General features: G+C 69.2%; 5 protein-coding genes and 1 pseudogene. 4 read left to right on the forward strand and 2 right to left on the reverse strand.

The genetic code is table 11. The features are described 5' to 3' along the window. Positions 1-38 precede the first annotated feature (38 nt). A complete protein-coding gene (lpxB, locus tag VD972_RS12730) occupies positions 39-1,193 on the reverse strand; it encodes a lipid-A-disaccharide synthase (protein WP_324985966.1) in 1,155 nt (384 codons plus the stop codon). Positions 1,194-1,250: 57 nt separating this feature from the next. Here lpxB and VD972_RS12735 point away from each other — a divergent pair, with 57 nt between their 5' ends. The 4 genes from VD972_RS12735 (at position 1,251) to VD972_RS12750 (ending at position 6,939) form a co-directional block, all read left to right on the forward strand. Continuing rightward, entirely contained in the window at positions 1,251-3,152 is a 1,902-nt protein-coding gene (locus VD972_RS12735) for a DUF4388 domain-containing protein (RefSeq protein ID WP_324985969.1), read from the forward strand. Between the two features lie 5 nt (positions 3,153-3,157). Beyond that, complete coding sequence (locus VD972_RS12740; RefSeq protein WP_324985975.1) at positions 3,158-4,939, forward strand: ABC transporter ATP-binding protein; 1,782 nt, start codon at positions 3,158-3,160, stop codon at positions 4,937-4,939. Continuing rightward, positions 4,936-6,081: a PHP domain-containing protein gene (locus tag VD972_RS12745; protein ID WP_324985972.1), complete on the forward strand. Its 1,146-nt coding sequence runs from the start codon at positions 4,936-4,938 to the stop codon at positions 6,079-6,081. Before VD972_RS12740 ends, VD972_RS12745 begins: the two co-directional genes overlap by 4 nt. Positions 6,082-6,207: 126 nt before the next feature. Next, a complete protein-coding gene (locus VD972_RS12750; RefSeq protein ID WP_324985978.1) occupies positions 6,208-6,939 on the forward strand; it encodes an endonuclease/exonuclease/phosphatase family protein in 732 nt (243 codons plus the stop codon). A gap of 52 nt (positions 6,940-6,991) precedes the next feature. On the opposite strand, the pseudogene VD972_RS12755 reads toward VD972_RS12750, so the two are convergent. Further along, positions 6,992-7,534: pseudogene (locus VD972_RS12755) on the reverse strand (translocation protein TolB); the annotation flags it as partial.

Here is a 7,534-nt window from a genome sequence, read left to right on the forward strand (position 1 = left end):
TCGCGGCGGGACATAGCAGAGCCAGGGCCCCCGGCCATTCAAACTTTGGCGGGAGAGGGGAGCAGCTCGAGCACCACCTCTGCGGCTCGCTCGGCGGCGCCGGGACCTCCCAGCCGGCCGCGAACTTCCTCCAGTCCTCGGAGCATCTCCTCGCGAGGTGGGCCCGGTCCCCACACGCGGCGGATCTCCGCGGCAATGCGCTCCGGGGTCATGTCTCCCTGGAGCAGCTCCGGCACGAGCCGCCGGCCCGCGAGCAGGTTCACCAAGGCCACATGGGCCACCTTCAGCATGAGCCGGCCAACGAGGTAGGTGACGAGGGACACGCGGTAGACGACCACGAGGGGGCGCTGCATGAGCCCCGCCTCCAGCACCGCCGTCCCGGAGGCGACGATGGCCGCGTCGCTGGCGCCCACGACCTCTGGAGCCCGGCCGTCCACGAGCCGGGGGAAGAGGCCACTGCCCTCGAAGCGGGAGGTGATCTCCTCGCGGGGAATCGTCGGGGCCACGGGGACGACGATCTGCAGTCCCGGGCGCTCCGCTGCGAGCTGCTTCGCGGCGCTCACCATGGTGGGCAGGAGGCGGCGGATCTCGCTCATCCGGCTGCCCGGCAGCAGGGCGAGCGTGGGGGCATCCGTGGGGAGCCCGAGCCGCTGGCGGAAGTCGGCGGCGCTGGCGGGGGAGGGGACCTGCTCCACCACGGGGCTGCCCACGTAGCGTGCGTCCACACCGGAGTCCCGGTAGAAGGCCTCCTCGAAGGGGAGGATGCAGAGCATCCGGTCCACGAGCTTGCGGATGGTCTTCACCCGGCCGCGGCGCCAGGCCCAGATCATGGGCGACACGTAGTAGGCGACGGGGACTCCGAGCGCCTTCAGCTTCGCGGCCAGCCGCAAGTTGAAGTCGGGGATGTCCACGAGGATGGCGCAGGCGGGGCGGCGCTCGGCGGCGGCGGTGGCGATCCCGCGCAGCACCTGGAGGATGCGAGGGATCTTGGGGAGCACCTCGGTGATGCCCATGACGGACACCTCGTGGGCGCCATAGAGGAGCTCCACGCCGCGCGCGGCCAGCTTGGAGCCTCCCATGCCGAAGAACCGGAGGTCCGGGCGGCGGGCCTGGAGGGCGGCGACGAGCTCGGAGGCGTGGGCGTCGCCGGAGGCCTCACCCGTGACGACGAGGATCTGGGGGGCGGAGTTCATCGGGGGCGCGCATCGTAACTGAAGCCGGGCGGGCAAATGTGTACACTCCCGTCGCCCTTGAAGACGCTTCTGCTCGCTGAGAGCCACCCTCCAACGCTCGAGCACCTCACCGGGCTGCTCGCGCAGGCCGGTTACACCGTGATTGCGGTGTCCGACCCCGTGTCTGCCATGGAGCACTTCGTGGCGGACAACCCGGACGTGGTGGTGCTGGCGGTGGACCTGGCACGGATGGAGGGTGCCGAGGGTGCCGAGGGTTCCCATGTCGGGCAGCTCATCCGCAGCCACAGCCAGGGAGGCCGCGTCCCCATCGTCGCCATCGACAAGGGGCACCTGGGGAAGGCGAAGGGTGTCCAGTCAGTGCTGGGCTTGAAAGTCAACGCCTACATCCAGGATCCGCTCAAGCCGAACGAGCTGGCGTCCAAGGTGGACGAGCTCGTGCGGGCGGCGGCGGCGGTGGCGCCCACCCAGGGCATCGACGCGATGCTCGATCGCCAGGCAGTGACGGCGGGGGACCTCAAGGGCTACCCACTGCCGGAGCTGGTGCATGTGCTCTACCGGCAGCGCCGGCAAGGGGTGCTGGTGGTGGCGTACCGGGACCTTGCTCGGCGGGTCTTCTTCGCACGGGGCGGGGCGGTGAACTACGACTCGTCCGCGCGCCAGGATGCATTGCCCAGCTTCCTGCTGGAGCGAGCGATCGTCAGCGAGGCTCAGGCGGAGATCGTGGTGCAGGCGCTGAGCTCAGGGCTGCGCATCGGCGCGGCGTTGGCGGATGCGGGGGTGGAGGCGGCGGGCCAGGAGCTGCTCGAGATCCTGCGCGACTACACGCGGGAGCGGCTGGCGCAGGTGGTGGGCATGCGCGAGGGGCGCTTCGCCTTCTACGCGGGGGACGAGTACCAGCAGGAAGTGGCCACGGCGGAGATTCCGGCCCTGGCGCCGGTGCTGGAAGGAGCGCGGCGGGCCATTCCGCTCAAGGTGCTGGCGGCGCCGCTGCGCCGGCACATGGGTGAGTACCCGGTGCGCTCTCCCGAGTTCGGCAAGGATCTTCCGGCGCTAGGGCTCGACACGGACGATCTGAAGCTCGCCATGCAGATCAACGGGCGGCTGCTGCTGAGGGATCTGCTGGCGCACGGGCGAGGAGATCTGCGGCGGGGGTACTCGCTGCTGTGGTTCCTGCGGCTCACGGGCGGGGTGACTTTCTCGCCCTCGCCGGTGGCGGCGGAGGGAGAGGCCGTCGCGACGGTTCCGGACGTCATCGCTCGGCGCAAGCGCAAGGCGCTCCCGTCGGAGGTAGCGGCCGCGCTGCGTGAGGGGGCGGTGAAGATCATCACCAGCAGCTACTTCCACAGCCTGGGGCTGGACATCGCCGCGGACGTGGAGGCGGTGGAGCGCGCCTACCACGAGACAGCGATGAGGTATCACCCGGACAACTTCGCAGAGTACGACCTCTCCGAGGTGAGGGATCTGCTCGACTCGGTGCAGGAGAAGCTGTCGGCGTCCTACCGGGTGCTCTCGGTGGATGAGAAGCGCAAGGCGTATCTCCAGTTCCTGGTGGGGAAGCGAGAAGTGGCGGGGCGGATCAACGCCATCAACGTGGAGGCGGAGATCCTCATCCGCCGCGGCGAGTCGTACCTGCGGCGCAAGGACTATCGGATGGCGCTCCAGCTCTTCGAGGAGGCGGTGGCGCTCAATCCGCGCGAGCCCGAGTACTACTCCTATCTGGCCTGGGCGACGTACCACTCGGCGCTGGGGACGGTGAAGGATCGGGCCAAGGAGGCCCAGAAGGTGCTCAAGCGAGCGTTCTCGCTCAACGCGTCCCTGGAGCGGGCGCACATCATCTCGGCCATCATCGACAATGAGCTGGAGGATGCGACTTCGGCGCGCAAGAAGCTGCTGAAGGTGCTTGAGCTGAACCCGAACTCAAAGCTTGCCAAGGCCGCGCTGCGCAAGGTGGGCCGCTGATGAGCATGTCGGCGGTGCTGCTCCGCCTGCTGCGGTACGGGCGGCCTCACGTGAGCGTGCTGGTGGCGGCGTTCGGCTGCATGGCGGTGCTGGGGCTGGGAACGGGCGCCTACGCGTACCTCATGGGGCCTGCGCTGGGGTTCCTGCTCTCGGGAGGCACCGAGGGCTTTGGGGGCACGCACGCCGTGCCCTGGCTGTCGGAGCTGCCGCGCGAGGCCGCGCTGTGGGGCTTCCCGCTGGTGGTGGTGCTCATTGGGCTGATCAAGGGCGTGGGCTACCTGGGGCAGTTCTACTTCATGGGCCTGTTCGCGCAGCGGGTGGTGAAGGATCTGCGGCGCGAAGTGTTTCTGCGACTCACCGCGCTGTCGCCCGCGCAGCTCTCGAAGGAGCGGGTGGGGGATCTGCTCAGCCGGTTCTCCACGGACATGACGGCGGTGGAGTGGGCGGCGATGTACACGGTGGGCTCGTACCTGCGCGACACGCTCCAGGTGCTGGTGCTCGCGGGTGTGGCGCTGTCGATGAGCCCGCTGCTGGGAGGGCTGATGCTGGCGGTCATCCCGCTGGCGGCGCTGCCTGCCTCGCGGCTCACCCGCAAGGCGCTGCGGAGGACCCGGGAGGGGCAGTCTCAGCTGGGACACCTGGCGGGGCAGCTCCACGAGGGACTGGGCGGCCTGCGGACCATCCAGGCCTTCAACGGTCAGGCGGCGGAGCTGGAGCGGTTCGCGGCGCACACGAAGGCCCATGAGAAGGCCGTCGTCAGCGCGGCCTGGGCGCGAGGGGCGGTGCCGGGGTTGATGGAGGTGTTCGCGGCGGCCGCGCTCGCGGGGATGCTGGCCTATGCGGCGGCGACCCAGGTGATGGAGCCGGCGGCGCTGCTGTCGCTGATCACCGCGGTCATCCTCGTCTACCAGCCAGTGAAGGATCTGGGCCGAGTGACCCAGTTCGCGATGCAGGCGGGCGTCTCGGGCGAGCGGCTCTTCGCGCTGCTGGACCAGCGCCACCCGGTGGAGGATGCGCCGGGAGTCGTCCCCGCGGCGCCGCTTCGGCAGGGCATCCAGTTGGCGGAGGTGCACTACTCCTATGGCCCCCGCCGGGCGCTGGAGGGGCTGACGCTGGAGCTGCCGGTGGGCAAGGTGACGGCGCTGGTGGGCCCGAGCGGTGGCGGCAAGAGCACGGTGACGTCCCTGCTGCTGCGCTTCGAGAAGCCTCAGGCGGGGCAGCTGCTCCTCGATGGCGTGGATGCGGATCGCTACCAGGCGGCGAGCGTCCGGGCACAGTTCGCGCTGGTGACACAAGAGCCGCTGCTCTTCTCGGGCTCCGTGCTCGACAACCTCCGCTTCGCCCGACCGGACGCGACGCTCGAGGAGGTGGAGGCGGCGGCACGGGTAGCCCATGCGGACGGGTTCATCCAGAGTCTGCCGCAGGGGTATGAGACGCGCATCGGGGAGCGAGGCGTGACCCTGAGCGGCGGTCAGCGCCAGCGGCTCTGCATTGCTCGGGCGGTGCTCTCGCGCGCGCCGGTGCTGGTGCTGGACGAGGCCACGAGCAGCCTCGATCCGGAGAGCGAGCGCGAGGTGCAGGCGGCGCTGGCGGCAGTCCTGCCAGGGCGGACCGCGCTGGTCATCGCCCACCGACTCTCCACGGTGACGGGTGCGGACGTCATCCATGTGATGGAGGCGGGCCGCATCGTCGAGAGCGGGACCCATGCGGAGCTGCTTCAGATGGGCGGCCGCTATGCGGCGCTGTGGTCTCTGCAGACTGCGGGAAGTGAGCGAGGAGCGGCATGAAGCCGGCCGCCGTGGTGGGCAAGCTGCTCCGGGCGGCCCTGGGGTTGGTGCTGCTGCTCTTCGGGTTTGCGGGCTTCTTCACCTGTGCGGCCGCGTCGGTGGACTACCCGGTGGTGGCGTCCCAGCCGGGCGTGCAGGAGTGGCCTCGCGGCGCCTTCCACGTGCACACGACGCGCTCGGACGGGCGGGGGACGGTGGAGGAGGTCGCGGCGGCGGCTCGGAAGGCGGGGCTCCAGTTCGTGCTGCTCACGGACCACAACGACTTCACCCCGCGCGAGCCGGTCTTCCAGGATGGCGTGCTGATGATCCCGGCGGTGGAGATCTCCACCTCCACCGGGCACCTGGTGGCGTTCGGGATGCAGACTCCGCTGGAGGGGCCTCGGGCGCGGCAGGAGGGCGTGAGCGCGGTGGAGGCCGCGGGCGGCGTCAGCGTGCTGGCCCACCCCGTCCAGGAGAAGAACCCCTGGCGGGATCCTGAAGGAGCGCGCCGTGCTCGAGGCTTCGAGCTGTACTCGGCGGACACGTTCTTCCGGGACGCGCTCCGCAGCCCGTTCTCGCGGCTGATACCGGCGGTGGGGGCCTCCTTCAGCAACTCCCTGCACGGGGTGATGTTGCTGGTGACGCCGCAGCCCGCGAGCACGGAGCGGTTGCTCGAGCTTGCCCGAGAGCGTCCCCGGCTGGCGTTGTGCTCACATGACGCGCACGGGTGGCCCCGCTACGGGGATGTCTTCCGGGCGCTGGCGCTCTACCTACCGCCGGGGGCGCTGCCAGAGCCCCTGTCGACGGAGCCCCGGACCGCGGCGTCCCAGGTGGTGCGAGCGCTGTCGAGCGGGCAGGCGGTGTGTGCCTTCCGGGGGCTCGGGGAGCCCACGGGCTTCGCGCTCGAGGGGCCGCTCTCGGAGCAGCGTGAGGCCCGGGAGGGGGACGTGCTGACGGTCCGCCTGCCCCCGCATCCGCCTGGGACCGTTCGAGTGGAAGTCTGGGGGGCGGGCCGGCTTCGGTCAGATGGCACCTCCATCGATCTGGTGGAGGAGGGCGCGCTGCAGATCGAGGCGTGGGTCCTGGCGCCAGGGCGGTTCTTTGGCTCGGAATGGAGGCCCTGGATCGTCCCAAGCCCGGTCCGTGTGCTGCCGCGAGGCTAAGACCCCTGATAGATGCCTGGGCCATGATGCTGGAGTGGCTGAGCCGAGCAACAACGGCGTGCTGTATAATGGATCCGACCAGTCAGTTACCTGGGGGGGGATTGCTTGACAGTCTTATTGCGAATCTTGTGCTGGAATATTGCCGAGGGCATGTTCGGATTGGATCCCGTCGCGGAGCACATCCGCCAGAAGGCCCCGGACATCGTCCTGCTCAACGAAGTGAGATGGAGGCGATGGCCCTTCGGTAAGGACCAGACCCACGAGCTCTCGGTGAAGACTGGCCTCCCGTACTACTCGTTCGGCAGGACGGTTGCGACCGGGCTCTCGGGTTACAAAGGCGTAGCCGTCCTGTCGAAGTATCATCTGGGGCCGAGTCGTATGCACGCAGTCGTACGAGGGCAGAGAAAGACCGCCTTCGCGACCTTGGCGACCTCCGTCATGATCAATGGAGTCCGCCACGAGATCCTCTCGACGCGCTTCGCGCCGCACAACACTGCGGATCACGCCATGGAGAATCGCATGGGCGTCGTGCAGGCGGCCGAGCTTGCCAGGACATTCAATCCCAGCCACCCGCTGATCTTTGGTGGCGACTTCAATGCGCGGCTGCACACCGACCAGATGAAGCTGTTCCTCTCGACATGTGGGCTCACGGAGGCGCAGCGAGAATGTCCTGATCCCTCTCCCGGGCCCTGCTGGGATCCAGAAGACCGGATCGATTTCATCTTGTATCGGGGCGAGTACAAGGTCCGTCAGATGGAGTTCCGCTGCCCCGAGCCCCAAGGATCGGATCACCCCTCGGTCTTCGTTGTCCTCGAGAGCACGCGGGAGCCCGCTCAGGCCCAGAGGCAGGTGAGCTGAGCCTTCCACACGCTGAGCGCGTCACCGTGGCCGTCCTCGTGGGCACAGCGGATCAGGAAAAGGGGCCCATCACCTCGTAGGTGATGCCCTGTCCGCCACTCCCCCGCTGCGAGCTGAAGTAGAGCCGGTCGCCCCCTGGACTGAACGCGGGGCCGGTGAGCTCCGAGCCGCCGTGCCCCACCACCTGGAGGAAGGGCGCCACCACGCGCTCGGGGGTGATGATGCACAACTGCATGTCCCCTCCGTCCTCGGCCACATAGAGGTCGCCTGACTGAGAGACCACCACGTTGTCCACGCCGGTCAGCGGAGAGTCGGGGTAGAGGTCATCGTCATAGATGACCTCCAGGCGCGAGCTGGCCACGGTGTAGGCCCAGACGCGATTGTTGCCCTTGGTGGTGAAGTAGACGGTGCCCTGATCGTACCAGCACCCCTCGCCACCGGAGAACGCTGTGGTCAGGAACGCGCTTGGCTGAAGGGAAGCAGGCAACGCTGCGGACACCCGCACCCAGCTCACCGGGCCGCCCGCAAGGGGATCCGACCTGAAGCGGGCCGCCTCGAGCACTCCCCCCGCCAGCGAGGGCCACGCAGAGGGGGT

The sequence above is a fragment of the Hyalangium sp. genome, assembly GCF_035629615.1.
GTDB lineage: Bacteria > Myxococcota > Myxococcia > Myxococcales > Myxococcaceae > Hyalangium.